This is a genomic window from Paenibacillus sp. FSL R5-0407 (assembly GCF_038009185.1).
In the GTDB taxonomy this organism is placed as follows: domain Bacteria; phylum Bacillota; class Bacilli; order Paenibacillales; family Paenibacillaceae; genus Fontibacillus; species Fontibacillus vini.
Genome location: NZ_JBBPAX010000001.1, coordinates 3,747,571 through 3,774,558, shown reverse-complemented (window position 1 = coordinate 3,774,558; position 26,988 = coordinate 3,747,571). Strand labels below are relative to the sequence as shown.

Genomic DNA, 26,988 nt, shown 5'->3' with positions numbered 1-26,988 from the left:
GAATTTATGAAAACCGAACTTAAGATTTCCCCAGTTACAATCAATACAAGAGTACGTACATTGCGTTGCTTCCTTAAATTCTTGGCTGATGAAGACTATTTCCAAGAAAATCTCGCTTTGAAAATCAAGCTAATGAAAACCGATAAAGACACCTTGAAGCTATTAAATACAGAGCAAATACAAGCACTATTGAAAGTTATAGATACGAAGTGTTATACGGGTTATCGTGATTACTGCTTACTTATGCTGCTGTTAGATACAGGCATTCGCATTCAGGAAGCCACTGCACTTACAAGCGACGATTTGGACTTTCAAGCGTCAACTATTTATCTACAAGCTAGTAACGTCAAAACCCGCACTGGAAGGCTTATACCTCTCTCCCCTAAGGTCAGTAAGCTTCTGTTTAATCTGGTGCAGGAAAACAAAAAGGCGTTCAACGCCAAAGAACTGTTCCTAAGTGTCTACGGCACGCCATTCCTAAAAACAAGTTTCAGAAAAAGGCTGGTTGCTTATCGGGATAAGGCGGGGATTGAAGGGTGTCGTGTATCCCCGCACTCATTCCGCCATTACTTTGCAAAGAACTATATTTTAAACGGTGGCGACCCCTTCACTCTCCAACGGATACTAGGTCACGCTGACCTTCAAATGGTCCGCAAGTATATTAATATGGGTGAGGGTGAAACAAGAATTCAGCACAATCAATTCAGCCCAGTCCAACGGTTTAAATTCTAAACTGTTGGCGTTTTACTGCCCGAAACTGTTGGAACGTGAAAGTAACTGACTTATTAATGCAAGAAAAGTCGCCTCCTCCATAATTGAATAGGCGACTTAACTGTTTTAGTATGTTCTTTCTTCTAGTCGTTTTAATGCTCTTCCATACGCTTCATTTCGTTCAGTTTCTTCCCAATCAAGCCTTTGTAAGATGCGCTGCCAATAAACATTTCCAGTTGTTGCATAGGATTTTGCTGTTTCTCTCCAAAGATATGCCTCAGCCTCTTCTAATACAACATAAAATCTACTTTGTATTTTTAAGTGGGGCATTCCCTCATCTTTGACCAAACTATATATTGTCGATGGGCTTGTCCTAAAATGTTCTGCTGCTTCTTTTATGGTCAGAACGGTTCTTCCGTAATATCGCTCTTTATCCTTTTTCGTGAGACTTGCAATCTCCTTTGAAAAACTCTCCAGTTCCTCTTTAATTAGCTTTCTAATAATATCTTCAATCAAGGGAGTCTCCTCCTTCTTTTTATGCAAACTAGCAATCTGAAGCTGAATTTTCGGTACATCCCACTCATTTTCGGGGTCGTTCCAACCTAATTTTTTATACTTTTCAATTGTCTCTGTAATTTCGGTTTGATCAAAAATAATACGTGCTTTAAGCTTCCGATGTGGCATTGCCCTTGCAAATGTTAATTGACGTAAGGTATACGTCCCGACACCTGTTAATTCAGATACTTCACTAATAGTCAGGTATTTCTTGCGTGTGGTCAATGCAGGTTGTCGGAGTTTGTTGATTAATTGTGATAGTTCACTTTGCAACAACTTCCCTAACAGGTGTTCAAATGTGATGCAATGTTCACCGTCCATTTGTATCCCTCCTTTAACATCTACATCAAAAAGTTATTAGTAAAATTATAGACAATAAACCTTCAATTACTCCGAATCTAATGTATCAATTTCCTATCATTGTACTGATAGAAGATGAATACCTTAGAGTAAGGAGGGGTTCAAATGAGGGAATATAAGCTTAAAGCTATTGATGATTTTGATAAGAAATTATACGAAGTCACATCTATTGATTTCAGAAGAAAGAAACTTTCAATTCATTTTAGAGGGAATTTAGAAAATAGCTATGACCTTGATGAAATTCATGTTATTCAATCAACTGAATTGCTGGATATAGATGATAATGAAATTTATGAATCTGATCTCTTATCGGACGGGATAAATACATACTGTATCAGTTATGATAAGAAAAAAGGAAGCTATATTGGAATAAACATTAAGAATAGCGCTCGACGGTCTCTGCATTTTCTCGTTAAGAAAAAGTACAAAGTAATTGGGAATTATTACATGTAAAAAGCGAGGCTAACTCACCTCGCCTTTGCTTTTTAAAATAATGAATATTTCGATTGCCTATTTGAAAAGGCTGGCTTCGTACCCTCTAGAATATCGACGATAGATTTATTTATTTCAATATTTTCAATTGCACCAGATTTATAGCTAATACTGTTGTTGTTTGTTTTGTCAATCTGCGCATGAATTATTTGTTCTGCATCGCAAACAACAGCTAAATTAGGGTTGTGAGTTACCATTATTATTTGTCTTCTTTTTTTAGCCTCCTTTATACAAGGAACAAGCATCTTAAATACAGATTGGTTGTCCAAATTTTCCTCAGGCTGATCAATTATCAGTGGAATATCATCATTATCCACTAGCAGGTAAAAAATCAAAAGCAAAGCGCCCTTTTCCCCTGGAGATAACTTAGTAATTTCCTTATCACCTAGTTTTAGACTGTAAAAAGGTTTCAAATATTCAAGTGAGAACAGATATTGATAGAAATCTAAAACTGTTGCATTCTTCTTAAGCTGCATCTCAATATTCGTTAAGTCAGGCTGTGATGGGTCGTTTATTAGATTTTTCAGGATGTTCTCGGTAAACGCTATAGTTGAATCGGCATCATTAAAATCTGTTTCCTCAATAATTGATTTTAAATATCTTCTACCTTCCTCTGATCCGTAGAACTTGCCTCTAACAGCTTGACTTATTTTGTCTAAAATTCCATCTAAAACTGAGTTCCCATCAATAGAAACTTCAAACTTCAATTCAAAATCAGAGTCAGTTAATGAGTGGGTATCGATAAATTCTTGAACTGGTTTGTATAGACTGGAGTATATCTCAGAGATTTTCAATATTTCCAAATATATTTCCTTTGTCTTTGCCAATCGAAATTTCTTGTATTCAATAATTTGATTTTTCAGCTCATTTTGAAGAGTTGAAATATAATTTTTCAGCTTTGTAATTTCAGCAACTGTCTCAACCTGCTTAAGCTCCCATTCTGATAGCAATTTCTTATACTGATGATACTTCTGGGTAGGCTCGTCTAATTTGTTCTGATTTTCTTTTATCTTTAATTCTAACTCTTCCTTTTGTTTGAGTAAGCTATTTTTGCTGTCAGATCTATCAAGGTCTATTGTAAGTTGGGTGTCCTGTTTGTTTAATTCAGTTTGAATTGTTTTTAAAGTAGAGTAATCCACTTTAAAAGAAACAATATTTTCGATGTTCAAATTGAATGTAGTTAATTCCTCAGTACAATTGCTATGAAAGTAAGTATACTGCATCTCGAAATTTTTAATCTTCTCTTCAAGTCGTTGAACCAAAGAGATCTTATCTTTCACACCGATATGTTCTAACTTCTTTGCTTCAATTTTTTCATTCAAGGTTTGGAGAGAGTTTTTATAATTATCAACACTGATAGATAACCCGACTAACTCCTCACTAAGGCTTGAACTGGCGTCAGGAGGCAAAACTTCTTCTGGCTTTTGTTTTAAATGCGCTTCAAATTCCTGCTCTTTGTTTTTTAAGAGTTCCTGAACACCCGAAAGATGATTTGGCGTTGCTTTCTTTTCAAGATTAATTAATTGCTCGTTAATATGACTTAATTGTTCAGAGAAGATTCGGATAGAATCTTTAATCGTTTCGCTCTTATATTGTATTAGCTCGTTTAAGGAAGACTTATTGTGTTTATCTTTTTCATCTACATGAGAATAAATTACTTTTTTTAACTCGTTTTCAAACTTATCATCCTCCACATTGCATAACGTTTCCAAGTAACGTTGAGGAAGATATTTTACCTTTTCTAGTATATGATCTTGCGGATTCTCATCCAGTGAAATACTTTCAGTCACCCCGTTTTCCCATTCCAGTACTGCCTCATAATTTTTTGCTAAGGAGCCTTGCCTAAAGCGACCCTTTGTTAAAAAAGAAAATTCATTTGTATTCTTTGTTCCTCCAACCAGACCAATGATGTCTGCTAATGCACTTTTGCCGTTTCCCTTATTACCAATAACCGCAACTAAATCGTGGTTCAATTGAATGGTCTCATTGTCAAACCAACCCACACTATTGTTCTTTTTATTAACTGAAATTGATTTTATAAATTTACCTTTCTTATTTTGAACCGATGCAACCTTCTCAGGAAGATCACCTACATAAACACGCTCTTCCCATTCATTAAGAACTTGTTTTAAACCTTGGAAAGTAGTATCCGCCTTGAGCCAAGTGAAACACTTTCCTAATCTATCCTTCTCCGTCGATGAAGAATTGTAATGTGAATCGCTACAATCAAGTAATCGATCATTAACCCCAGCCTCTGTAAGTGAAGCGACTGCTTTCTTGTAGTCTTCTGCGGAATATGAAGATACAAAGACTAAATCGACACCATTAATAATATTTTTCTTGTCAGCAATGGACCCCTCATTCCACTTAATATCAGCCCACTCTGTTTTTCCGACAGCTGTAATATACTTCCCCTGAAAATGATGTTGCTGCAGAGTTTCAAAGATCTTATCCTTGTCTAAATTCAGATTATTAAAGCCTTCTTCTAAGTCACTTTTATAGTGGATTAGCTGATCCTCTGGAACTGTCGATTTAATCATTTGACCTAATTGAGTAAGTGAACTTCGATTAACAACAGAGTTCCATTGTATTTGTTTGTCTCTTGCCTGAGGAGAGAGTTCATATTTACTTGTAAGTGCATTCAGAAAGCATTGTTCAATAATATCTGGATCTACCTTATCGGAAAAAATAACATGGAAATTGACACGACTGAGTTTATTTTTGGTTCCCCCAAACCTGTTTAGTCTAAGCTCGACGACAGGTAACAATAAATCAATATTGGATAAACGACCATTATCCTTATATTGTTTGACCTTTCGGTAACCATCTATAAAGATATAGTCGTTGATTCCAAGAACTTTTATCTCAGATGGCAAGTTTTCTATGTCCCTTATGTAGTTTTCCCATATTTCATCTTCATTTGATCCGCTAAAGTGTTCTATTATTGAATGCGGAGTATGAACGTGTAAGTCCCATTTTGCCCACATAGAACCGTTCTCGTAGTTCACGTACAACTGCCCCCTTCTTAGTGAATGCTTTATTTCAAGGTTCGACAATAGACCACAAATCCCCTGCAAATTGGAAATGCTTTCTCCAATCTTTATTCCAAAACAAGGATTCAAGACCTATCCTGTCGAATAAGTTTCTATTCTTGTATAATTTAGAATAGAAACCATACAGGGTGGCGTTTTTATATGAGTACGGCATATCATAGCCAATACTTTGCTTATGAGTTAACCAAGCAGAATGCTTCCAATACAGTAGGTCGATTGAACCAGTCTTTGATTAATGCAACGGTTGACCTTAACCCACATCAGGTGGAGGCAGCTTTGTTCGCATTTCGCGCTCCGCTTGAACGAGGGGCTATTCTCGCCGATGAGGTCGGTCTTGGTAAAACAATTGAAGCTGGATTGATTATTAGTCAACTATGGGCAGAACGGAAACGGAAAATTCTCGTCATTGTCCCCCCGCCGCTGCGCAAGCAATGGAATCGGGAACTGATTGAGAAGTTCTATATCCCATCCGTTATCATCGAGAGTAAGAACTACAATGAATTCGCGAAAGCAGGACAAACTTTCCCGTTCGAGCAGAGGGATAACGTCGTCATAACTTCATACCAGTTCGCACGCAATAAATCAGCTGACCTTAAGCGAACCCAATGGGATCTAATCATCATCGATGAAGCCCACCGTCTTCGCAATGTCTACAAGAAAACAAATAAAATATCAAGAATACTACGGGATGCAACAGACGGCGCTCCCAAGGTGCTTTTAACCGCTACGCCGTTGCAGAACTCGCTTATGGAGTTATACGGTCTGGTTAGCTTCATTGACCCAAGGTTATTCGGTGATGAATCAACGTTCCGCAAGCAGTTCGGAAGCGGAACCAAAGAGATGACCAAGTTCGATTTCCTTGACTTGAAGGATAGGCTTCGTCCAGTATGCCATCGGACGCTCCGTCGCCAGGTGACTGAATACGTTCCCTATACGAAGAGGATTCCACTTGTTCAGGAATTTACTTCGAGCGAATTGGAATGGGAGTTGTATGAGAAAGTATCTTCGTATCTCCAAAGGGACGATATTCAAGCTTTGCCTCGAAGTCAGCGAAATCTGATGACCTTGGTGGTTCGCAAGATATTGGCTTCATCATCTTTTGCCATTTCCGATACATTGCTTTCTCTAGTAAGAAGGCTTGAGACCTCGTTGGAGGAAGAAGGAAGCGAACAAGGGATTGAAAACATTTATAATGATATTGATGAGTTGGATGCCACGGTGGAAGAGTGGTCGGACGAGGACGAACAATCCGAAGAAGGCGACATTTCAAAGCAGGAACGAGCGTTGCTTATGCGCGAACGAGAAGAACTGTTGGCTTACTATGAACTAGCAACCTCTATTACCGAGAATGAAAAAGGAAAAGCGCTGCTTGTAGCCCTTGCGAATGGTTTTGCCAAACTTCGTGAGCTTGGAGCAAACGACAAGGCGGTTATCTTTACAGAGTCCAGAAGAACACAACAATATTTGAAAGAAATGCTCGAAGAAAACGGTTATGCTGGCAAAATTGTCATGTTCAACGGTACGAATAACTCGCCAGAGATTAAGGAGATTTATCAGGACTGGCTTGAACAACATCAAAATGATGATCAGGTCACGGGTTCCAAGTCAGCAGATACGAGAGCGGCGTTAGTTGAGTATTTTCGCAATAATGCTGCGATAATGATTGCAACAGAATCAGCGGCGGAGGGTATTAACCTTCAATTCTGTAGCCTTGTCGTCAATTATGATTTGCCTTGGAACCCTCAACGGATTGAACAACGAATAGGCAGATGCCATCGTTACGGTCAGAAGTACGATGTCGTCGTCATCAATTTCTTGAATCGTAAGAATGCGGCGGATAAAAGGGTTTTCGAATTACTATCGCAGAAGTTCAGCCTGTTTGATGGTGTATTCGGTTCGTCTGATGAAGTATTGGGGTCGCTGGAGTCAGGTGTGGATTTCGAAAAAAGAATTCAGCAGATTTACCAAACTTGCCGCTCTGCAGAAGAAATTCAAGATGCCTTCAATCAGTTGCAGTTGGAACTTGACGAACAGATACAGTGTAAGATGCAGGAAACAAGAAAGAACTTGCTCGAAAACTTCGATGATGAAGTACGTGAGAAACTAAGAACCCACTATGAGCAGACCACCCTTCAATTGAACAAGTTGGAGCGCTATCTATGGGCGCTATCGGTCTATGAAGGAAGTTCGCAGGCTTTATTTAATTCGCAGCAGCTAAGCTTTGAATTAACTAGTGGTAAGGACAAGTATCAGCTCATATCACACGCGAAGAAAAATTCGTTGAATGAGCATGTCCATCACTATCGCTTAGGGCATCCACTAGCTGAACAGTGGATTGAACAAGCAAAAGGTCGCCCTTTGCCAATGAAGATACTCACCTTCCGATACAGTGATTATGAGGGTAAAGTGAGCCTGCTTGAAAATAAGATCGGTAGCAGTGGTTTCTTGTCACTGGACTTATTACAAGTAAGTGCTGCTGAGGATGAGGAGCATTTGATATTCTCTGCAATTGATTCTAGTGGTAATCAACTGGAACAAGAGCTATGTGAGAAGTTGTTTGATCTCCCAGCGAGTGAGACCGAAATGCATGGTATTGAACCATTTATAAGCCCTCCTATAGCGGAAAAGATCACCAACATTAATCGCCAGCAGGAATCGGCGATTCTGTGGGACATACAAGAGCGCACGAATGAGTTCCTTGACCGTGAGCTGGAGAGATTAGATAAGTGGTCTAAGGACTTGAAAGACAAACTTGAGATTGAGTTGAGAGAACTGGATGCCGAAATCACTCAGCTTCAAAAGGATGCAAGGCTAGTGCGGCAGATTACCGAGAAGCTCGAAATTAACAAGACGATTCGTGAACGCGAGAGGCAACGCAGCGAATTACGCCGCAATTTATTTGAAGCACAGGACGAAATTGATCGTCAGAAGGAAATACTGTTTCAAGACGTTGAAAAGAAGCTTGAACAGAAGGTCAGCAAGAAGCACTTATTTTTAATCAAGTGGCAATTAGTATAACAATTGAGGTGTAAAGATGAGTAAGAAAGTGAAAATGGAATTGACCTGGATAGGTAAGGAAGTTGAGACTCGGTTAGAACCAAGGATTTTATTAGAGGATGCTAGCTGTTCCTTTCACAACCCTGTTAAAAAAGAGGGAAGTGACCTTTTCGATAATGTACTTATTTATGGAGATAACTTGCTAGCGTTAAAAGCACTTGAACAGGATTACGCTGGTAAAATTAAATGTGTTTATATTGATCCCCCATATAATACGGGTGCTGCATTTGAACATTACGATGATGGGATTGAAAATAGCCTTTGGTTATCGTTAATGAAACAGCGACTTATTTTTATTAAGAAACTTCTTAAAGAAGATGGGTTATTATTTGTACAGATTGACTACAGGCAAAGTGCAAGACTGAAATTATTATTAGACGAGGTATTTGGTGCAAATTGTTTTAAAAATGAAATTATTGTCCGTAGAGGTACCAAAAATGTTCAATCTCAGTTTGAGACAATTGATTCATTAACATCAGGTCATGATACGATTTATTTGTATTCTAAGTTGGCAACAACACGAATGCCCAAGCTCATGAAAATTGAAGATACAGCAACTCCAGGAAAATGGGATACCTTTTGGAGGGGTACAGATAGACCGACAATGAGGTATGAACTCTTTGGGGTAAAGCCTGAGCGAGGTCAGTGGAGATGGGCAAGTGAGAGGGCATTTCAAGCTATAAAAAACTATGAAGAGTACTTGAACGATTATTCCGATCAAATGACTTTGGATGAGTATTACGGATATGTTTTTCAGCAACAAGGTGTTGAGTTAGACTTTCTTAAAAAAGATGATGAGGGAACAGTTCAATATTATGTTGCCCCTAGAAATTATAAAATAATGTCTGACGTATGGATGGATGTTAAAACATCAGGAAAAATTACAGATTTTGAACATGAAAAGCATGAAGAATTATTAGAAAGAATTATTCGTTGGTCCACAGATGAGGGGGATTTGGTACTAGATTCCTTTGCTGGGTCTGGTACGACTGGTGCAGTCGCTCATAAGATAAAAAGAAAATGGATAATGATTGAGCAGGGCGAGCATTGTCATACTCACATTATACCTAGGCTTAAAAATATTATTACTGGTGAGGATGACAGTGGAGTATCGAAACAAGTGAAATGGCAGGGAGGCGGTGGCTATAGGTATTATAAATTAGCCCCAAGCCTCTTGGAAAAGGATAAATTCGGAAACTGGGTTATCAACAAAGAATTCAATGCTCCTATGCTTGCTGAGGCGATGTGTAAGCATCATGGGTTTATCTACGCACCTGATGATTCAATTTATTGGAAGCAAGGGAAATCAACTGAAACGGACTACATCTATACAACAACTCAGTTGGTAACACGGGAGTTAGCAGATCAGATTAATGATCAACTAGGTGAAAATGAGTCCCTTTTGATTTGTTGCAAAGCATTCAACATAAATGCTTCCGATTATGCTAATATTACATTCCAAAAAATACCAACATCTATTCTTAATAAATGTGAATTTGGAAAAGACGATTATAGCCTAAGTGTGGCACAGCTCCCTCAACAAGAGAAGTCGGAGCAATTGGAGCTGTTCAGTGAAGGGGAAGAGTAATGAACAAACACCTAAATTCAATTTCTGCTAGACTCAGCCTTAGAAAACCGCAGAAAGAGTCATTAGAGATCTTGTCGAACGTTATAGACGTAATTGAACTTGGACGATATGACAACGATACGATAGTTACTGAAATGGAAAAGATAAAGTCACTGTACCCTTCAGTAACGGATTTTGAACGTGAGTTTCCATCGCTTTGTTTTGCTTTGGCAACTGGCGTAGGAAAAACAAGGCTGATGGGTGCTTTTATTTCCTATCTTTATCTGAGTAAAGGGATTAGGAACTTCTTTGTCCTTGCTCCGAACTTGACGATTTATAACAAGCTGATTCAAGACTTTACTCCAAATACACCTAAGTATGTATTTAAGGGTATTGCAGAATTTACTAATCTGCCCCCTGTTATTATTACAGGTGACAATTATGAGAATGGAATCGGCAATCGCAATCAATTTAGTATTTTCAATGATGAAGCACATATCAACATCTTCAATATCTCGAAAATCAACTCTGAGGTGCGCGGCGGTAAAGCGCCGCGCATCAAGAGATTGAGCGAGTACATTGGCGAGAGCTATTTTGAATATCTTGCCTCTCTACCCGACTTGGTGCTGCTGATGGATGAATCTCATCGTTATCGTGCATCCGCTGGTGTTAAAGTACTGAACGAGTTGAAACCGATACTTGGTTTGGAATTAACGGCTACCCCACAAGTAGAATCGGGTACACGCACCATCCCGTTCAACAATGTTATCTATAGCTACCCATTACATAAAGCCATGGAAGATGGGTTTGTAAAAGAACCAGCTGTTGCGACTCGTGAGAACTTTAATGCAAGCCAGTATTCTGAGGATCAGCTAGAACGACTCAAGCTCGAAGATGGTATTCTTGTGCATGAAGAAACGAAAGTTGAGTTGGAAGTATACGCGCGGCAGAATCATCAACCGATAGTTAAGCCATTCATCCTTATAGTAGCGCAAGACACAGTTCATGCAGGCAATTTGATGCAGGTCATTCAATCGGACGACTTCTTTGAAGGGCGGTACAAAAACAAGGTCATTACGGTTCATTCCAATCAAAGTGGTCAGGAGAAGGATGAAACAATTCAGGAGTTAATGAAGCTTGAAAATCCTGCTTCAGAAACGGAAATTGTTATTCACGTCAATATGCTTAAAGAAGGTTGGGATGTCACCAACCTCTACACCATTATCCCTCTACGAGCAGCGAACTCAAAAACTCTTGTTGAACAATCAATTGGCAGAGGTTTACGGTTGCCTTATGGCAGAAGAACTGGTGTTAAAGCAGTTGATCGGCTCACGATTATTGCGCATGACAAGTTTCAAGATATTGTTGATGAAGCGAACAACCCAAATTCCATCATTCGGAATGGTGTCTACATTGGGAAAGATGTCGCCAAAGAGAAGAAAAAACCTGTAACCTCTGTTCCGAAAATCGAACAGGTGGTCGTTGAACAAGTTCAAGCTCAGGTCTCTACTATAAAGACGACGAATAATGAATCCAAGCCTGTTCAAACGGAAGACGTTAAAAGTGTATTTGAACTCGCACAAAGGAAGATCCAAAGTTACGAGCATCTGCCGAGTTCTAAACATTTAGCAACAGGAGAAATTAAGCGCCAATTGATTGAGGAAGTTCGGTCGGAATATCTCGTAAACCAACTGGATTTGTTCCCTGAGCAGACGAATGCACTGGTGGAACAGGTCATTGAAGCACTAGTCGAACAAACGATACAGCATAGTATAGATATCCCAAGAATCGTTGTTCAACCAGTTGGTGAGTTAACTTGGGGCTACCATGATTTCAATTTGGAAGCTTCGAGTGTCAGACTGCAGCCTGTTGACGAACATATACTAATTCAGCACCTGAGAACTCATGATCGTGAGATTCTTCAACGTAACGGCAGCCAAGCTGTCGAAGATAGATTAGAAGATTATTTGATTTCGGCGTTGATGGATTACTCAGATATTTCTTATGACGACCACGCAGAACTGTTGTATAAGTTGAGCAATCAAATGGTTGCACACTTGCAGAGCTACTTACCTGATGATCAAGCAGTTCGCAATGTTTTACAGTATAACCGTGGTAAGCTAGCCGAACTTATTCATATACAGATGAAGAACCATTTTTACGAAACGGCGACTTCCTATGAAGTCATTGTTAGCAAGGGCTTCACGACATTCAAGCCTGTTAGTTACACGACTTTATTGGCTGAAGGCGTGAGACCTTTCCGTCAGCCTGTAGAAGACAAAACTCGCATTCGCAGTATGGTGTTTGGTGGATTTATTAGATGCCTCTATCCCGAACAAAAGTTCGATTCGGACAGTGAACGAAAGTTTGCGGTTATATGCGAGAATGACCCTAACGTCGAGAAGTGGTTTAAGCCTTTAGCTGAACACTTCAAGATTTATTACAATCATAGCAGTATCTATGAGCCTGACTTTGTTGTGGAAACCAAGACGGGCAAGTTCATCTGCGAAATCAAAAAAGAAAAAGAAATTGAAGAAGCAACCGTTCAAGCCAAAGCGAGGGCAGTCCTGGAGTGGTGTTCTCATGCTTCAAAGCACGAACGGGAACATGGCGGTAAAGAGTGGAATTATTTGCTTATCCCACATACAGACGTTCAGGAGAACATGACAATTGAAGGTTTGAAGTCACGATACTTGTTCAAGTAAATGGCTTTGTGGAATGGAGGGATCAAGCACATGGCATTTGAAAAGCCAATAACAATTAAAGAAGCCGTTGAGAATATAGCGGCGCATCAATTCCTGCTCCCTTCCATCCAAAGGGAGTTTGTATGGAAGCCAGAGCAAATGGAGAAGTTGTTCGACTCCCTGATGAAAGAATACCCTGTTGGCTCCTTTCTCTTCTGGTCTGTTCAGGGGGGGAATGTGCAGAACTATCAGTTTTACGAATTTATTCGTGACTTTCATGAGAAAGATAATAAACGGAATCCAAAGGCAAATACATCGGGGATGCATGCTTTAACAGCTATTCTGGATGGTCAGCAGCGGCTAACTTCTCTTTACATTGGACTTAAGGGTTCATATACGGAGAAACTTCCTTATAAAAGAGTGAATGACCCAAATGCATATGAGAGAAAAAGGCTTTATTTAAACTTGTTAGCACCGTCGGATCGAATCGATTTCAGGTATGATTTCAGATTTCTATCCGATAAGGAAGTTGCAGCATTTCCACAGGGAGAGTACTTCTGGTATAGAGTCGGGGATATTCTAAACTGTAGCGGAATGCCCGATATCTTCAAGTTTATTACCGCCAATAACATCACAGAAAATTTCGCGTCGGAATGTCTGATGATGTTGTTTCAACAAGTTATCATGTCTCCAGTCATTCATTTCTTTATGGAAAAAGGAAATGAATTGGACAAAGTATTAAATATCTTTATTCGGGTAAACAGCGGTGGGACACAATTGACCTATTCCGATCTGTTGCTTTCTATCGCAACAGCGCAATGGGAGAACGAGGATGCTCGGGACAAAATCACCGAACTTGTGGACGAAATTAACGATTACGGGGATGGATTCAACTTTGACAAGGATATTGTTTTGAAATCTTGCCTTGTCTTATGCGATTTTACGGATATCTCGTTTAAAGTAGATAACTTCAATGCTGCCAACATGAAGAAGATTGAAGACGAATGGGATACGATTGCTCAATCTATTCGTATTGCAGTTAAACTGCTCGTTTCATTCGGGTATAATGGAAAAACTTTAACTGCGAATTCAGTCATTATTCCTGTTGCTTATTACATCTATAAAATTGGTAATCCTATTAATTTTGATGTTGCATCAAAGCATCTGGATGATCGCAATCAAATTAAGAAGTTTGTTATTGTGTCGCTTCTCAAAAGGGTTTTTGGTGGTCAACCTGATAATGTACTCCGTCCCATGCGTGAAATCATTAAAGGAATGGCAGATAAGTTTAGTTTTGATGCCATTAAGTCAAACCTAAAGATCACCAATAAATCGTTAAAGATTGACGATGATGACATTAACGAGCTGCTGTATACGAAATACGGAAGTAATTACGCATTCTCACTTCTGGCATTGCTCTATCCAACTTTGGATTATCGAAATATTTTTCACCAAGATCACATCATTCCTCGAAGCTTGCTGAAATCCCAAGCGAAATTGAGGAAATTGGGTCTAACCACTGATCAGATTAACTTCTGTCTGGAAAACGTTGACTACATCGGGAATCTGCAACTTCTCGAAGGCATACCTAACATTGAAAAGTCGGATATGCCTACTCAGCAATGGTTAGATCAAACCTATCCGACGGCACAAGAACAGACGGATTACAAGCAGAAGCATTATATTCCGTATGTCGAATTGTCGGCTAACAAGTTTGAGGAGTTTATGAAGCAAAGGGAGACGCTTATTATCAATAAACTGAAGCAAATTTTGATTTGAGTATTATGACTTCCCTACCGAAACAGGTGGGGATTTTTTCTGCCTAGGCGAGGACGTTTACTAGGAGCTTTGACAGCAAATCTTTGAAAATGTGTCTGATAGTTCAAGCTGTCACAATTTGTCGTTCTACTTCTTCTAAATGCAGAGCTTTATATAAGGCTCTGTTATCGTTGAATGTTGATTTTCGAGCAAAAGATTAACCGCCCCGTTAATAAGGGGCAGTCAAATTGAACTAACGTTCTTTGTTAATCACTACGTTTTTCTTCATTATACTTCTTATTCCGTACCCATTCAGTTCTACATGCTAGACACCAATCCTGTTTCCACTGCTGACCTGTAGCTTGTATTCCAAAATTCTTACGGTTGTCCAACAAATAACTGCCACATCTTTCGCACATCTTATACTTTGGTCTTTTGTACGCCATTGTTAATTCTCCTTCACCCAATTATTGAGGTTGGTTTGTCCTCTATAATAGGCTGTGTTTTTTTTGCGATATGACTAGGTAACTGCGTACTCCAAAAAATCAACAATTAGGTTTAACACAGCCTTATATAAAAATCAAAAGAAGCCCGCGAAGGGCTTCTTAATTTTCTTACTTAATTCCAAGGCTTATTAATATCGATTTCTCAATATTCTTGAATTCTTCAGAGTCGGAATTAATTTTTCCAATGTATTTTGTTAGGCATGACTTGTCAATCGTTCGTATCTGCTCACATAGTACATGAGAATCATACAGCAATCCAGCAACTCCCTCGCTTAGATGAACATGAGTAGGCAGTGGCTTGTTTTGTCTGGATAATGGTGCTATTAAGGTGGTTGGAGAAAAACGGTTGCCCGTATTATTTTGTAAGATAATTACTGGACGATAGTTGGATTGAACAGATCCCCTTTCTGCTGGTAAATCACATAAATATAACTCCCCACGTTTGATCGTTCTCTCTATTTGCAACAAATCCATAATTTGCGCCATTATAGTACCCTCACTTTAAAATCTATGGTAATGCTGAATGGTATCATCGAAAGAGATTTTTTCAAAATCGCAAAAAAGTTTTCAAAATCCTATTGACAAGGAAATATTCTTCATAATATGATAGCAATAATTAAATAACGGAATAAAGTTGAGTCATTCAACAGGGCGCGAAAGCGTCGGACAGCCTCGTATGAGGAGTGTCGCGGAGCCAGGTGTAAACCATATTCTTACACCTCTGCTTCCCTATTGAATGGCTCAATTTCTTTGTAAGAGGGTCCCTTCAATCGGAGGGACTCTTTTTTTTGTCCCAAGTACATTGAAAACAGGAATAGCAAACAAAAACAAAAACCCATGGAGGATGATTTACAATGAAAAACCAACTTTTAAACAAACTTAACAAGAAAGCAACAAACTACACTGTCAGCAGAAAAACCATTGGTCAATGTGCAAGTAAAGGATACATATTTACATCAGGCAAGGTTGAACTTGATCCTGCTTTTGCTGCACTTTGTGCCAGAACACTGGTTGAACAACAAATTGTACAATCTGTAGAAGTATACAGCGCCAGCTTATCAAAATGCTTAGAAATGAAGAAAGTCAAATTAGGGGTTATAGGAATAGAGTTAGAAACTTCACATTACGATTTTAAATGTACTGATTACTTTACGACACTAGATCGACAAAGTGATCTCGCGGTAGTTAAAATAACAACATTTGATATGCCTGAAAAGCATCTAAAAAGAATTGCTCAACATTGCAATTGTTTTGAAGCACTCTGTCAGTATCTTCGAAACATCCAAATTGCGGCATTGACTTATCTCTATCCAGATTATAAATCAGATGAGGATTCAACAATTTCAAGTCGCCTACAATTCATTAACAATGATCAGCACGAATACCGAGTGATGGAAATTGCAATAAATGATAAATTAAGTGGCTATTATAATTTTGAAGCTTCAATTGGCAAGAACAATATAAGTAAGTTGGTTAAAACAGTAGATTGCGATATATCCAATAAAATTGAGGCAATTTTCAGTATGGACACAAAAACGAGTAAAGGGACGATTCACTACTCGGATCATCTGATTGAAGTTTGTCCAGCTTGTATACTGTGGTTACAACAAGATTTCACCGTGAAAGACAGTAATTCTGTTTTCGAAATTAATGACAATTATGTACAAATGGTTGTTCGTCTAAGTGATCAAGACCTATTAATTTTGCAAAAACTAAAGACTGCTGAATTGGCAATTCAATATTTATGTAAAAATGAAACTAGTTTAAAGCATTCTGGAGAAATTTAGCATAATGTGTTTTTGAGCCGAAAGGACATAGAATTTGGATTCTGTGTCCTTTCATGCTATATAAGGGTATAGAATTTTTAACAAGAGTGGCATTCGCAACGAAATATTAGGATATAGAATGTTAAATGGAGATGAACCGATTGGACTTTACCCTATATCTCAAACAACAGGAAGTACGTCCCAAAACAATCGCCTCTTACAATGCAACCGTCATGGAATATCAAACATGGCGCTCGGCATTGCCAGATGACCAAGAGGCGAATATTACGCAGCTGCTTGCATTGGAGTTCAAATCTCACTTGAAGACCGTCAAGCAGAACCATCCCAAAACAATCAATCGAAAGCTGGCAGGACTTCGCAAATGGATTCAGTATCTGACGACAATCGGTCAACAATCTGAACCGATTCATATTAAAGATGAAGCATTGTCTGATCTTGAACGGCAAAAGGAACCCAAGTACCTCGACCGAGATCAAATACGGGAAATTCGCAAAGCCATCGAAAAAGAGCCAAATGAGTTCTTACGTTCTCGCGACCGCTGTATGATCTATTTAATGTTGTACATTGGTCTGCGCCAAGAAGAAATGCTGAATATTCAATTAAGCGACCTCGTGCGAACGCCAGGCAAACAGAAAGTTATTATTCGGCAAGGCAAAGGCGGATTCTACGGGGAGCTAGCTTTGGAAAGTACGGAGCTTCGCAAAGCAATTGACGAATGGCTTAGAGTAAGAGCTATTTGCCGATTTGCAGACAGCCCCTACCTATTTGTAAGCCGTAAAGCCCCACATGCAGGGAAACGGTCTGCCGTTAAGATGGTAGAACGAGTGCGCAAAACCTCTGGTGTAGGAGACTTTACATGCCACCAGCTTCGGCACACATTCGGCAAAAGAATCATTGACCAGACGGGCAATATCAAGAAGACCCAAGAACTTCTTCGACATCGGCATACTTCCAGCACAGAAGTCTACACGTTACATCGCAAAGAGGAATTGGATAGCGTATTACGACAACTCGATCACGTTATGTAAGATCAATAAACCAAGCCGACGTCTCGTTTAAGCGAGATCATCTGCTTGGTTTTCTTAATATACGGTATGGGTGGGAAATAACAAACCTATTCTATAACTCCGATGTATCAGCTATATCAAACTCAATATCTCTATCAGATCTGATACAGCTGATAGATCGGATAAAACAAATGGAACCGATAAATCCAATAAATAAATGGGTGCGGGTTTTGTTGAGAGATGGATTAGATACTTGATCAAACACAGGATTGGATCAGCCCATCTTGTGAAATATATTATTTTGAAAATACGCATGAACCCCGTCGTTATTACAGAAATAATCTAAAAAATAGTGCTTTTACTCAGAAAAAACTGCCCCATTTCGATAAAAAACAATGGTTGCATGTGTCGCCTCATCAAGGGTATCGCTCGAAAATGTCGCGGCGCCAGTGGATTCAATTTCATCGATACATTCCTGTATGATGTGCGCATGTGTAAATCGATAGACACGATTGATGGCAAGCAATCCAAATAGATAAGCACGATTATAGTGAAATTCGGTTGATGATATTGACGCACTGGATTTCCTTTCCGAAAAATGCAGTTCCATAAACAACAATGACGTGAGAGCCACCAATCCGATAAGCAAGGACCAAGAGAAATTTCCAAGGAAAAACATGATGCTGATGGCGGTGAGGAAGATATTCGCTGCAATCAAGAGGTACAATTTCTGCTTACTGAGACTTACAGTTCCATAATAGGTCAAACCGATTGCTCCTTATTGGAATTTACGTACAGTACAGCGATGCCTATATTTCTTAACAATTCGGCAAGCTTCTCTGACTCATTATGAAATAAATGAAGGATATGAGGCGACCTCATCGCCAGTATGTCAATTTTCCTCTCTCCTCGCAAGAGCTGATCCAACTGAGGACGCAATCCATCTGAGCGAGCTACATCTCGAATAACGAGGACATCCTCGATTGGAAAGTTATAGTCCTTACAAAATCGTTGGAGATCATATTGTTGCGCTGATAAAGTGCGTGGTGTTTCGCCGCGAATATAAAATCCGATTTTTTGTGATTTAATGTTGATGGTCAGCTTCTCCTTTGCCTTTTGTGAAATGAAGATGTTTGTTATTTTCATCCGTGTCATATTCTTGCTGAAATCTTAGGCGGTACTGTGAAGCTGAAAATGCTGGCGCATTCATTTTCCTAGCTGTCTTTTTCAGCCATATGTCCAACCTGCTTAGTATAACCAGGGCTAATGCAATCCATATAATTAATTGTGGTGTAATCATGTTCATCATAACGACCTCCATATTTATCCAGTAAATCTATAGCGCCTAGTATAGCTGCTTCTTTCTCTCTTGCCAAGGATGTTTTTAGTTCTGTTCAGTTCAAGAAGAAAAAAGATAGTGATGTGTCCAGAATGAGATAAATTACAAAATTTTACAGTTTGAAATTTGACTTCTCTCAGATACAAAATATAATCTCCATAATTCAAATGTTATGGAGGAAAGAACATGAAACAAGATTTAATCGAAAGCCAAATTCAATTACGCAAGCAAGAGCTTACTCTTAAAATAAACGAACTTATTCTCGGTGAACGTAAACGATTTATTCAGCAATACGGTAAATATGAAAGTGTCGATTATCGTACCGTTGCCAACCAAACATTAACTGATGTGCAAATAGAACAGCATTTGGCGGGGAGCATGACACTTGGCTGCTTTTATAAAGGCAGTCATAGCAAATTTCTCGTCTTTGACATCGATGTTAAAGACCCAGCTGTTCCATTAGGGCTAATCCAGTTGATTAAGAATTACGGTTTCCAAGCCGAGGATATTCATCTTGAAGAAAGCGGAACGAAAGGTTGGCATCTCTGGCTCTTCTTCCAAACCCCGATACGAATTGAACTGCTGGTTTCATTTGGGGATTTCATCCGTACACAGCTTGGTGTCTCTAAAACAAATATTGAGCTTCGACCAGAGAAACCGTCGAACAGTCGGCGGCATCAAGCTCCCTTTCGGGATTCATCGTAAAGTTATGCGTCGAACCTTATTTGTGGGGCATAATTTGCAAGCTCTTAATGACTCAATAGAATATTTCCTGCAAATCCGCCCAATGGATATTAACCGTTTTTATCAGATATGGCGAACAATCGAACCTGAAATGAATGAGGATATAAGTGAATCCTGTCAAGGCAATTCTATTGTTGCGAAATCAAAACTTACTGCCGAAATTCCGCAGGGAAGCCTGCTTGCAGGATATACATTAGCACAGAAGTTAATTCAATTCGGAATGGACCCCCAAGAGATGACAGCAACTCGTCGCCGTCATTATTATCAGCTTTTTGTAATCTTGTATTATAAGCATGAAGGATACAGTCGTGAGAAAACTGCGAAGAAGGTCATTGAGTGGGCAATGAACGAAAGGCAACACGGAAGATCCAATAGTACAGAACAGGAAATCATCTCGGACGTACAATCTGACGTAAAGGGAATCTATGATGATAACAAGCATTTCCCAGCCATGATTTGCGATGAGGTCCGTGTCAGTCAGCTGGACATAGCCTATGTCCGTAATATCAAGAATGAAACGACAAGAAAAATCGTATGGTGCATTATCATACTTGGTCGAATGTTCAATAATCAGGGGCAGTTCTTCTTTTCCATCAGACAAATCGGGGCTATTACAGGCTGTAAAAAGAGTACGGTACATGCGCGAGTGAAAGAGTTGATGAAGAACGAGCAATTAATGCTAATGCAACGAGGTAGCTACTATAAGCAACAGGCGAGCAGCTACTATATGCGAATACTGGAAGAGTATCACCCCGATACCACATTGCCTTCTGGGTCAACAACATTCCAAGGGGTTTTCGAGGATACATACAAACTGGTCGATAGGGAGAATGAGCGCTATGAACGTTCTCTTCTGTGATCAGTCCCTGCTCAAATTCGGGTACAGCGTCTATCATGTCTCGGCTTCATCATGTACATTAGTCACGGCTGGATTACTGCAATTGAACGGTAAAACAGAAATCATGAATCGATTGTTTGAAATTGAAGGCTGGCTAAATGAAATGATTTCCACCTATGACATACAGCACGTTGTAATCGAGGAAATTCAGATGCAACGCAATGTGAGGACTTACCGCAAGCTATGCATGCTCTATTACACCATAGAAAGTTTATGCTGGCGCAAATGCATTCCATTCGAAAGTATACATGTCACTACATGGCGTACACATGGCATTAAGACCATGCTAAACCTGCCCGATGGCAAGAAAATGACGTTATACAATTATTTTTATAATCAGTTCAAACATATCCCATCATACGATCATAATGTTAGCGATGCACTTTCTATGGGCTTTTTTTGGAGTCGTTTCACTTATCCGAACGCTAGTGTCATTTTGGATAGTCTAGGCGATGAAGTGCAGTCGATGAAAAATAGTAAAAGAAATGATTGACAATTGCAGCCTTGCTTTGCTAGAATTCATATCAAGCTCATTCGAGCGATTTAGACAAATTAAACTTTATATGTAACACCCAAGGTTACCGACATCCGAAAGGATGTGCGGAATCGGTCTTACTGAATGGCAGTAGCCACACAGTAAGCGCTCATCTTAATGTTTTACTTCTAAACGAGCCTATCTAACAGGGAGTAGTCTGCCCTAAGAGATAGGAATCGAATAGAAGATGAGATGAGAAACGATTCTCATACGGTAAAACCTTGGGTGTTTTTGGTTTATAGCCAGCCCCAGGGAGTCCATTAGGACTCCCTTTGCTCTTTTGAAAACTGAATATCGCTCGTCATCGTAATACGGCAAGGCATGAAAACAAGCAATCAAGCAACGGAGGAGTTCCCATGATACAGACGAAATTGACGCAAGCATCTTTAACCTTACAGTATGACAAGGAAAATGACAGATGGGGATATCAGTCTGGCAAAAAAGCATGGTTGATAGACTATCTCCACTGTGGAGATGTTTTTCACTTAAAGATTGGCGAACAGAAGCTGAGATGTCGCATCGAGATGGACAACGACTGGTACGTAATCAGCAGTAACAAACGCTTTAAGCTTCACCCAAATGAAAAATACGAGATCCAAATTTCGTCATGAAAACAAAGAATCCAAGAAGCTACACGAACTTATCAATAAAAAACAAGTCAGCCAGCTAAAAAACTTACGAAAGGAATTATCAAATATGGAAAAACAACTGAATGGACTACAACTTAATCGAATTTATCAAAGAGACTGCATAGAGGGCATGAAAATGATTCCTGATGGCAGTGTGGATCTCATAATTGCAGATCCACCGTATAACACAGGGGAAAAAGGCACGAAGGTCAACTTAAAAGCCGAGTACGGCTACAACTTTTTCAACCAAGCTTGGGACAAAATTACGGACTTCGACACCTTCAATAGAGAGTGGATTGAGCAATGCTACCGTGTTTTGAAACCAAATGGCTCAATCTTAGTATACGGCACTTTTCACAACTTATTTTCAGTCGGTTATTTTATAGAGCGAACAGGACTAACCGTTCGAGCCAAGTATGAATGGAGAAAGAAAAATCCTCCACCAAACTTTTCAGGGAATGCACCGCACTTTGCAACCGAGTCCATTATATGGGCGACTAAAGGCAAAAGCAGGACTTACAACTTACACTTCGCTAAGAAAATCAATGGCGGAAAAAACATTCAGAACATTATTGAAACGGCGCTCACACCGCAAAGAGAGAAGAAGTTCGGTAAGTTCCCGTGTCAAAAGCCGCTGGAACTAACCATAAAACTCATACAGTTACATTCCCATAAAGACGACATTATTCTCGTTCCGTTCTGTGGGAGTGGGTCAGAGGCAGTTGCTGCTGAAATAGTAGGTCGCAATTTTATTACCTTTGAAAGAGAACCAGCATACATAGAGTTAGCCAATATGCGGTTGGACAATACGAATGAATTCAAAATGCAGTTTGCCCATCTTCTCGAAGATTAAGTAAGCATCTTATAACAAAGAAAACATTCTGTTTGTCCAAAAACAGTTCATCATATAGGCTTCGATGAACCAGCAATAGGGAGAAGCCACTAAATCAAAATTCCAGGAGGAAATACACATGAAAAATACACTATCAAAAGGTTTACATATTATTAACAGCTACCGATACAACAAAGCAGCATCCCCTTACAGCGGTGAAAATAATCACTGTTCCAAGCTTAAGGAATACCAAGTTAGACAAATCCGATATTGGCACAATCAGGGCTACTGTACTAAAAGAGAATTAGCTTGCCTATTTAACGTATCAAAATCAACGATAAACGATATTATCTGCCACCGAACTTGGAGCCACATAAGCCCTGATAAGACGATTACAGCCACTAAATTCTTCGTGGTAGACGGGGTAGCGAGGACACCGAAAGCAATTACCTTAATACATGCAATTACTGCTCATAACGAAGCGAAATTGATTGATATTGTTAATGATGAAGCATCTCTTGTCATGAAGTACCCAAGTGCCGTTATCCTAGGCGAGTAACTATCTGCAGTGTGGTTTACTAAAATACATAGTATTTCGGAAAGATCACCCATAAATCAGTAGTACAAAAAATCACAAGTCACACGGACGTGGCTTTTAATATATAGCAAGGGGAAAACAAAATGGACAACAACATTAATCGTGATCTTATAACACCTACGGCGGAAGAAGTTAAAAAGCAGCAACTTATAGAAGTACTTGTAGGCATGATAAAGAAATATGCGGAAACAAAAATTCAAAAATAGAACCTGATTGACGCGGCGGGTTATCGATGATAACCTGCCTGTTTATAAATCGAAGTCTTACAAGAACAAATACAGAAGGGAATTTAAATCATGAAAAAACAAAAAATAGCAATATATTGCCGTGTATCAACAGAAGAGCAAACAAGCGGTTTTTCATTGGAGAGTCAGGAAGCTATATTGGTTGAGTATGCAAAGAAGAAAGGGTACGATGTTTACGACATCTATATTGATGACGGATATTCGGGTAAGGATTTTAACCGTCCAGAAATTCAAAGACTATTAAGAGATATCCGACAGAATAAGTTTGATGCAGTTCTAGCGTGGAAGGTCGATAGGATATCACGAAGTAATAGAGATGTCCTTACATTAATTGATTTGGAGTTACACCCACGCGATATGAAATTAATGATAAGCACTTGTGACATAGATAGTTCTACAACAAATGGATATATGTTTATTAGCTTACTTGGGACATTTGCAGAGTATGAGCGAACGGTAATTATTGAGCGAGTGGAAATGGGCATGTCTAAAAGAGCATCAGAAGGAAATTGGAATGGTGGAAAAATTCTTGGATATGATTCAATAGACGGAGAATTGATAATAAATGAGGAAGAAAAGGGCATTGTAAACAAGATTTTTGAGTTGAGAGTAACTGGATTAGGCTATAAATCAATTGCCAGCCGATTAAACGAAATGGGCTACAAAACCAAGCATGATAAACAGTTTCAAATCAATACCGTCAAAACCATTCTTAGCAATCCAACCTATATCGGAAAAATCAGATGGGGTAATCATCGTCAATGGGAGAAAAGAAGACGCAAAGGTAAATCTACTAATCCCATTATAGTTAAAGGGAATCATGAAGCTATTATTAGTGAGGAAATCTGGAATAGGGCAGAGGAAATAGGAAAACAGCAACTTAGTAAAGCATCGACTACTAGCAGTTACAAGGGACAATTCTTGCTTTCGGGTATACTAAGATGCCCCGAATGTGGGGCTGGAACGGTCATGACCAAAAGAAAGAAGAGAAATGGTGAAGGGTATCATTTATATTACATGTGCCAAGCATACCACTCAAAAGGAATAACAGCTTGCAAAACGAACCTAATCGATAAGGAATTTGCAGAAGAGCAAGTGCTTAATGTTATACATGGCATAATGAAAAAGCAAGACGTAGTTGAACAAATAATTGAAAAAATCGAACATGAACGCTCACATGATACAGCGGAGTTGTCGTTACAACATTCAGTTCAATTAAAAGAGCTGAATAGACTTCAAAAGAGAAAAGAAGATTTTAACCAAGGTTTGTTGAGTGGCACAATGCAAGCAGAAGCCTACAACGAAGCCATTATTGCAGTAAACAAGAAAATAGAAGAAGCAGAACGTACTATTCATGTTATTCAAGTGGGTTTAGAGAAGAAGTCGGCAAATTACGCAATTAATAAGGAACTCATCATTGAGGCGATGCAAAATTTTGAGGTAATGTTTGAGATAGCTGATAACGAAGAAAAGAAACAATTGATTAGGGCGTTGGTCAAAAGGATAGAAGTGGAGCCTGACAGGAAATCTCTAAAAAGCATTGTCTTCTGGTTTTCAGAAGACAATGCTTTACCACTAAATGATACGCGGAGAACCATACCACAAGTAAAAACTCAAAGCCTTGAGGTTTTCGCAAATTCAGCTCTAATAGTTAGCGAAGAAAATTCCAAAAAGAGTATAACCTACAAATCAATTGTACTCCCCACCAAACAGTGTTAATCTGAAAATCGGCAACCTTAAGTTTAAACGCTGCCGCGCACCCCACAATACCCGCCGTTATGGCGATTCAGAAAGGTAACTCCATGATTAAAATAGATAACCTATCCTTCTCTTTCCCGCAAAAAGAACTATATCAAAACATTTCCTTCACGCTCGAAGAAGGACAACACTGCGCCTTTATCGGCACGAGCGGCAGCGGGAAAAGTACACTGATCGAGATGCTGATGGACCCGGAAAGGCATTTGTTCGAGGGCAAGCTGGAGATTGACCCAGATTGTAGAATCGGGTACGTCAGTCAGTTCTCGCAGGTGGACAAAACGAAAGAAATGACCGTTTTTGAATATATCGGGGAAGACTTTATCAAGATCCAGGATGAGCTCACCGCGATTTATGCTGAGATGGAAACCACGTCGGATATGGATTCGCTGATGGAAAAGTATCAATCTGCGTTGGACGCACTCGATGCCATAGGCGGGGATGATTTCGAGAGCACGATTAATAAGCAGCTGAATCTCGCCAATCTGATGAAGCTGAAAGACGCCAGAGTATCTTCCTTGAGCGGCGGGGAATTCAAGCTGATTCAAGTCATGAAGGAAATGCTCGGCAGCCCGGACTTGATGATTATGGACGAACCGGACGTGTTTTTGGATTTTGAAAACCTCAATGCGCTCAAAAAATTGATCAATTCCCACAAAGGCATGCTGCTGGTCGTTACGCACAACCGCTATCTGTTAAATCATTGCTTCAACAAAATCATTCACCTCGAAAACATGGAGATCCAGGAGTTTGACGGGCGGTATATCGATTATAACTTCTCGCTGCTTCAGACCAAGATCGAACTGCAAGAAATCGCTGTCGCCGAAGCCGAAGAAATCGAGCGATACGATCACATCATCGATAATCTTAGAGAGATCGCAACGAATGTTGCAGACGCGTCCAGAGGCCGAGCATTAAAAGCCAGAGTTAAGTTTCAGGAAAGATTGGAAGCACGCCGAATCAAAGCGCCGTTTGTCGAGATCAAGCAGCCGAATATTCGTTTTGATCTGGATCGTGAAGTGGAAGACGCCACTGTTGTAAAGGTTGCCAATTACAGCGTCGCCTTCGACGAGCTGCTTCTGCACAACGTTAATTTTGAAATCCAATCTACAGATAAAGTCGCGATCATCGGCCCGAACGGCACAGGGAAAACGACTTTGCTCCGCGAAATCTTCAAAAACAACCATGACTCCATCGAAATCAATGCAGATGTGAAAGTGGCCTATTTATCGCAGCTTCAAGACGAAACGCTAAAAGACTCGAATACGATCCTTAATGAATTCATCGACGCTGGGTTCAAAACGTATGACGAGATTAGAGCGCATCTTGCGAACTACGGCTTTGAAGGCGAAATTCTGGATCAGAAGATCGAATCATTATCAGGTGGAGAAAAAAACATGCTTCAACTGGCTAAAGTCGCTGGTAGCCAAGCCGACCTGCTGCTGCTTGACGAACCGACCAGCCATTTGGACCTCTATACGCAGATTGCGCTGGAGAAAGCCATCGAAGACTACAAAGGCGCGATTTTGATGATATCCCACGATTTCTATTCCGTCGTAAACGGCATGGATTATGTGCTGATCATTGACGACAAGACGATTAGAAAAATGAGTATGCGCAAATTCAGACAGATGATCTACGCCAGCCATTTTGATAAAGACTATTTGGAAAACGAACAGAAGAAAAAGGCCGTTGAAATGCAGATCGAATTAGCTTTGAAAAATACGGATTTTGAAACGGCAAAAGGCTTGGTCGACGAGTTGGAAGACATCATTAAGCAGCTTTAGACGGCAACGCTTAGAGTAACGGTAGAAAAAGGCCAAAAAAGACACTGTTGAATAATATCTCAGTGTCTTTATACTGCATACTTATTGAA

23 protein-coding genes are annotated in these 26,988 nt (G+C 39.6%); 17 read left to right on the top strand and 6 right to left on the bottom strand.

What is annotated here, in order from left to right; genetic code table 11:
• The first annotated feature begins 117 nt into the window (after positions 1-117).
• Complete coding sequence (locus tag NYE70_RS17880) at positions 118-732, top strand: tyrosine-type recombinase/integrase (protein ID WP_341047242.1); 615 nt, start codon at positions 118-120, stop codon at positions 730-732.
• Positions 733-837: 105 nt separating this feature from the next.
• Here NYE70_RS17880 and NYE70_RS17875 read toward each other — a convergent pair whose 3' ends face one another.
• The gene (locus tag NYE70_RS17875) at positions 838-1,587 is read right to left on the bottom strand and encodes a helix-turn-helix domain-containing protein (protein WP_341047240.1); all 750 of its coding nucleotides are present in this window, start codon (positions 1,585-1,587) and stop codon (positions 838-840) included.
• 144 nt (positions 1,588-1,731) lie between these two features.
• Between NYE70_RS17875 and NYE70_RS17870 the strand changes: the two genes are divergently transcribed.
• The gene (locus NYE70_RS17870; protein WP_341047239.1) at positions 1,732-2,079 is read left to right on the top strand and encodes a YopX family protein; all 348 of its coding nucleotides are present in this window, start codon (positions 1,732-1,734) and stop codon (positions 2,077-2,079) included.
• Positions 2,080-2,111: 32 nt separating this feature from the next.
• Here NYE70_RS17870 and NYE70_RS17865 read toward each other — a convergent pair whose 3' ends face one another.
• Complete coding sequence (locus tag NYE70_RS17865; protein ID WP_341047238.1) at positions 2,112-5,126, bottom strand: TrlF family AAA-like ATPase; 3,015 nt, start codon at positions 5,124-5,126, stop codon at positions 2,112-2,114.
• Between the two features lie 186 nt (positions 5,127-5,312).
• Between NYE70_RS17865 and NYE70_RS17860 the strand changes: the two genes are divergently transcribed.
• Genes NYE70_RS17860 through NYE70_RS17845 form a run of 4 tightly spaced genes read left to right on the top strand, consistent with a single transcriptional unit; the run spans position 5,313 to position 14,258 of the window.
• The gene (locus NYE70_RS17860) at positions 5,313-8,189 is read left to right on the top strand and encodes an SNF2-related protein (protein ID WP_341047236.1); all 2,877 of its coding nucleotides are present in this window, start codon (positions 5,313-5,315) and stop codon (positions 8,187-8,189) included.
• A 16-nt stretch (positions 8,190-8,205) separates the two neighbouring features.
• The gene (locus NYE70_RS17855) at positions 8,206-9,816 is read left to right on the top strand and encodes a site-specific DNA-methyltransferase (protein WP_341047234.1); all 1,611 of its coding nucleotides are present in this window, start codon (positions 8,206-8,208) and stop codon (positions 9,814-9,816) included.
• Positions 9,816-12,500: a DEAD/DEAH box helicase family protein gene (locus NYE70_RS17850; RefSeq protein ID WP_341047232.1), complete on the top strand. Its 2,685-nt coding sequence runs from the start codon at positions 9,816-9,818 to the stop codon at positions 12,498-12,500. The genes NYE70_RS17855 and NYE70_RS17850 overlap by 1 nt, the downstream gene beginning before the upstream one ends.
• 30 nt (positions 12,501-12,530) lie before the next feature.
• A complete protein-coding gene (locus NYE70_RS17845; protein WP_341047230.1) occupies positions 12,531-14,258 on the top strand; it encodes a DUF262 domain-containing protein in 1,728 nt (575 codons plus the stop codon).
• Between the two features lie 593 nt (positions 14,259-14,851).
• On the opposite strand, the gene NYE70_RS17840 is transcribed toward NYE70_RS17845, so the two are convergent.
• Positions 14,852-15,229, bottom strand: a complete 378-nt coding sequence (locus NYE70_RS17840; RefSeq protein WP_341047228.1) for a type II toxin-antitoxin system PemK/MazF family toxin — start codon at positions 15,227-15,229, stop codon at positions 14,852-14,854.
• A 368-nt stretch (positions 15,230-15,597) separates the two neighbouring features.
• Here NYE70_RS17840 and NYE70_RS17835 point away from each other — a divergent pair, with 368 nt between their 5' ends.
• Positions 15,598-16,530, top strand: a complete 933-nt coding sequence (locus NYE70_RS17835; RefSeq protein WP_341047226.1) for a hypothetical protein — start codon at positions 15,598-15,600, stop codon at positions 16,528-16,530.
• 125 nt (positions 16,531-16,655) lie between these two features.
• Entirely contained in the window at positions 16,656-17,558 is a 903-nt protein-coding gene (locus NYE70_RS17830) for a tyrosine-type recombinase/integrase (RefSeq protein WP_341047224.1), read from the top strand.
• A gap of 337 nt (positions 17,559-17,895) precedes the next feature.
• Here the strand turns inward: NYE70_RS17830 and NYE70_RS17825 are convergent, their stop codons facing one another.
• From NYE70_RS17825 to NYE70_RS17815, 3 genes are all read right to left on the bottom strand, one after another.
• Entirely contained in the window at positions 17,896-18,303 is a 408-nt protein-coding gene (locus NYE70_RS17825) for a hypothetical protein (RefSeq protein ID WP_341047223.1), read from the bottom strand.
• Positions 18,300-18,683 (bottom strand): hypothetical protein, encoded by a 384-nt coding sequence (locus NYE70_RS17820; RefSeq protein ID WP_341047222.1) that lies wholly within the window; start codon positions 18,681-18,683, stop codon positions 18,300-18,302. Before NYE70_RS17820 ends, NYE70_RS17825 begins: the two co-directional genes overlap by 4 nt.
• A 68-nt stretch (positions 18,684-18,751) precedes the next feature.
• Positions 18,752-18,913 (bottom strand): hypothetical protein, encoded by a 162-nt coding sequence (locus tag NYE70_RS17815; protein WP_341047220.1) that lies wholly within the window; start codon positions 18,911-18,913, stop codon positions 18,752-18,754.
• Between the two features lie 149 nt (positions 18,914-19,062).
• Between NYE70_RS17815 and NYE70_RS17810 the strand changes: the two genes are divergently transcribed.
• The 9 genes from NYE70_RS17810 to NYE70_RS17770 all read left to right on the top strand — a co-directional run bounded on the left by NYE70_RS17810 (position 19,063) and on the right by NYE70_RS17770 (position 26,899).
• On the top strand, positions 19,063-19,581 hold the full coding sequence (locus tag NYE70_RS17810) for a TOTE conflict system archaeo-eukaryotic primase domain-containing protein (protein WP_341047219.1): 519 nt from the start codon (positions 19,063-19,065) through the stop codon (positions 19,579-19,581).
• 4 nt (positions 19,582-19,585) lie between these two features.
• Complete coding sequence (locus tag NYE70_RS17805; protein WP_341047218.1) at positions 19,586-20,479, top strand: hypothetical protein; 894 nt, start codon at positions 19,586-19,588, stop codon at positions 20,477-20,479.
• The gene (locus NYE70_RS17800) at positions 20,460-21,011 is read left to right on the top strand and encodes a crossover junction endodeoxyribonuclease RuvC (protein ID WP_341047217.1); all 552 of its coding nucleotides are present in this window, start codon (positions 20,460-20,462) and stop codon (positions 21,009-21,011) included. Before NYE70_RS17805 ends, NYE70_RS17800 begins: the two co-directional genes overlap by 20 nt.
• Positions 21,012-21,409: 398 nt before the next feature.
• Positions 21,410-21,664, top strand: coding sequence for a DUF5348 domain-containing protein (locus NYE70_RS17795; RefSeq protein ID WP_341047215.1), 255 nt, complete (start codon positions 21,410-21,412; stop codon positions 21,662-21,664).
• Positions 21,665-21,749: 85 nt separating this feature from the next.
• Entirely contained in the window at positions 21,750-22,535 is a 786-nt protein-coding gene (locus NYE70_RS17790; RefSeq protein WP_341047213.1) for a DNA-methyltransferase, read from the top strand.
• A 118-nt stretch (positions 22,536-22,653) separates the two neighbouring features.
• The gene (locus NYE70_RS17785; protein WP_341047212.1) at positions 22,654-23,073 is read left to right on the top strand and encodes a hypothetical protein; all 420 of its coding nucleotides are present in this window, start codon (positions 22,654-22,656) and stop codon (positions 23,071-23,073) included.
• A 122-nt stretch (positions 23,074-23,195) separates the two neighbouring features.
• The gene (locus NYE70_RS17780) at positions 23,196-23,318 is read left to right on the top strand and encodes a hypothetical protein (RefSeq protein WP_341047211.1); all 123 of its coding nucleotides are present in this window, start codon (positions 23,196-23,198) and stop codon (positions 23,316-23,318) included.
• Between the two features lie 90 nt (positions 23,319-23,408).
• A complete protein-coding gene (locus NYE70_RS17775; protein WP_341047210.1) occupies positions 23,409-25,076 on the top strand; it encodes a recombinase family protein in 1,668 nt (555 codons plus the stop codon).
• Between the two features lie 83 nt (positions 25,077-25,159).
• A complete protein-coding gene (locus NYE70_RS17770; protein WP_211024428.1) occupies positions 25,160-26,899 on the top strand; it encodes an ABC-F family ATP-binding cassette domain-containing protein in 1,740 nt (579 codons plus the stop codon).
• Positions 26,900-26,988: the final 89 nt, after the last annotated feature.

What these genes read in the sequence shown, in the direction of transcription:
- NYE70_RS17875 (WP_341047240.1), bottom strand. Translation starts at nt 1,587, where the DNA reads ATGGACGGTGAACATTGCATCACATTTGAACACCTGTTAGGGAAGTTG.
- NYE70_RS17870 (WP_341047239.1), top strand. Translation starts at nt 1,732, where the DNA reads ATGAGGGAATATAAGCTTAAAGCTATTGATGATTTTGATAAGAAATTA.
- NYE70_RS17860 (WP_341047236.1), top strand. Translation starts at nt 5,313, where the DNA reads ATGAGTACGGCATATCATAGCCAATACTTTGCTTATGAGTTAACCAAG.
- NYE70_RS17855 (WP_341047234.1), top strand. Translation starts at nt 8,206, where the DNA reads ATGAGTAAGAAAGTGAAAATGGAATTGACCTGGATAGGTAAGGAAGTT.
- NYE70_RS17850 (WP_341047232.1), top strand. Translation starts at nt 9,816, where the DNA reads ATGAACAAACACCTAAATTCAATTTCTGCTAGACTCAGCCTTAGAAAA.
- NYE70_RS17845 (WP_341047230.1), top strand. Translation starts at nt 12,531, where the DNA reads ATGGCATTTGAAAAGCCAATAACAATTAAAGAAGCCGTTGAGAATATA.
- NYE70_RS17840 (WP_341047228.1), bottom strand. Translation starts at nt 15,229, where the DNA reads ATGGCGCAAATTATGGATTTGTTGCAAATAGAGAGAACGATCAAACGT.
- NYE70_RS17835 (WP_341047226.1), top strand. Translation starts at nt 15,598, where the DNA reads ATGAAAAACCAACTTTTAAACAAACTTAACAAGAAAGCAACAAACTAC.
- NYE70_RS17830 (WP_341047224.1), top strand. Translation starts at nt 16,656, where the DNA reads ATGGAGATGAACCGATTGGACTTTACCCTATATCTCAAACAACAGGAA.
- NYE70_RS17820 (WP_341047222.1), bottom strand. Translation starts at nt 18,683, where the DNA reads ATGAAAATAACAAACATCTTCATTTCACAAAAGGCAAAGGAGAAGCTG.
- NYE70_RS17810 (WP_341047219.1), top strand. Translation starts at nt 19,063, where the DNA reads ATGAAACAAGATTTAATCGAAAGCCAAATTCAATTACGCAAGCAAGAG.
- NYE70_RS17805 (WP_341047218.1), top strand. Translation starts at nt 19,586, where the DNA reads ATGCGTCGAACCTTATTTGTGGGGCATAATTTGCAAGCTCTTAATGAC.
- NYE70_RS17800 (WP_341047217.1), top strand. Translation starts at nt 20,460, where the DNA reads ATGAACGTTCTCTTCTGTGATCAGTCCCTGCTCAAATTCGGGTACAGC.
- NYE70_RS17795 (WP_341047215.1), top strand. Translation starts at nt 21,410, where the DNA reads ATGATACAGACGAAATTGACGCAAGCATCTTTAACCTTACAGTATGAC.
- NYE70_RS17790 (WP_341047213.1), top strand. Translation starts at nt 21,750, where the DNA reads ATGGAAAAACAACTGAATGGACTACAACTTAATCGAATTTATCAAAGA.
- NYE70_RS17785 (WP_341047212.1), top strand. Translation starts at nt 22,654, where the DNA reads ATGAAAAATACACTATCAAAAGGTTTACATATTATTAACAGCTACCGA.
- NYE70_RS17780 (WP_341047211.1), top strand. Translation starts at nt 23,196, where the DNA reads ATGGACAACAACATTAATCGTGATCTTATAACACCTACGGCGGAAGAA.
- NYE70_RS17775 (WP_341047210.1), top strand. Translation starts at nt 23,409, where the DNA reads ATGAAAAAACAAAAAATAGCAATATATTGCCGTGTATCAACAGAAGAG.
- NYE70_RS17770 (WP_211024428.1), top strand. Translation starts at nt 25,160, where the DNA reads ATGATTAAAATAGATAACCTATCCTTCTCTTTCCCGCAAAAAGAACTA.